At 42.8% G+C, this 1188-nt stretch carries 1 protein-coding gene; it reads left to right on the top strand.

Annotated elements, in window-relative coordinates; translation table 11 throughout:
* Positions 1–1188 (top strand): DUF362 domain-containing protein (locus J5G60_RS18415; protein ID WP_207876643.1); only part of this gene is annotated, 1188 nt, incomplete at both ends.

The following is a 1188-nucleotide window of genomic DNA, read 5'->3' as shown; positions in this document are numbered from 1 at the left end:
AGGTTCTTGAAAATAAAGCAGAATTTTGAGAAAGATAGAGTTGAAAATGTAGAACTTGAAGTGGCGGATAAAGTAAGACAGAGTATAAAAAATATGGATTTGAAAGGCAAGAGAATTGCAGTGGGTGTTGGCAGCCGTGGAGTTGCAAATATAGCTAAAATGGCTAAGACAGTTGTGGACTGCCTGAAAGGAGCTGGAGCAGAGCCATTTATCATACCTGCCATGGGAAGTCATGGCGGGGCCACACCGGAGGGTCAGGCAGGAATTTTAGCCTCTTATGGTATTACGGAGGAAGCAATGGGGGTCAAGGTAGATGCATCTGTAGATGTTGAGCCTATTGGAGAATATGAACCGGGATTGACTGTCTATGTTGCCAAAAGTGCTCTGGAGGCCGATGGAGTGGTTATAATTCCCAGAATAAAACCGCATACCTGTTTTAGAGGCAGGGTTGAAAGCGGTGCCTGCAAAATGCTCGTTATAGGTCTTGGGAAGCAGCGGGGGGCGGATTCAGTTCACAGTAAGGGATTTGAAAGATTCCATGAGCTTATACCCGGAGTTGGGTGCATGATAGCTAAGAGGATCAAGCTGCTTTTTGCCGTATCCACAGTTGAAAATGCCTATGATGATACCTATAAGATAACCATACTTACGAAAGATGAGATACTTGGATTGGAGAAGGAAGAAGCTCTTCTTGAAGAGAGCAGAAAAAGGATGGCCCAGATACTCATACCGAAATTTGACGTACTTATAATAGGGGAGATAGGCAAGAATATAAGCGGAGATGGACAGGATCCCAACGTGACAGGGCTGTATTTTACCAAATGTGCCAGCGGAGGACCTGAATTTAAGAAATGCGTGATATTGGATGTGACAGATGAGTCCCATGGAAATACAAATGGAGTGGGAATGGCTGATGTCACGACTAGAAAGCTATTTGATAAAATAGATTTTATCTCGATGTATACAAATTGTTTTACAAGTACTGAAATAGAACCTGCTAAGATACCTATGGTTGCCAGGAATACGGAAGATGCTGTGAGGATAGCAGTCAAATTGTGCAATGGTATAAAAAGTAAGCAGCATAAGATAGTCTGGATTAAAAACACCATGGAGCTGGGGAAAATATTGGTAAGCGAACCTCTGCTGCCCGAAGTTGAAAAAAATCCCAAGCTTGAAATTTTAACTGGC

This window comes from Clostridium sp. HV4-5-A1G (assembly GCF_900184915.1).
GTDB lineage: Bacteria > Bacillota > Clostridia > Clostridiales > Clostridiaceae > Clostridium_B > Clostridium_B aromativorans.
Note: the sequence above shows the minus strand (reverse complement) of the source record. Positions and strands in the feature narration are given on the sequence as shown.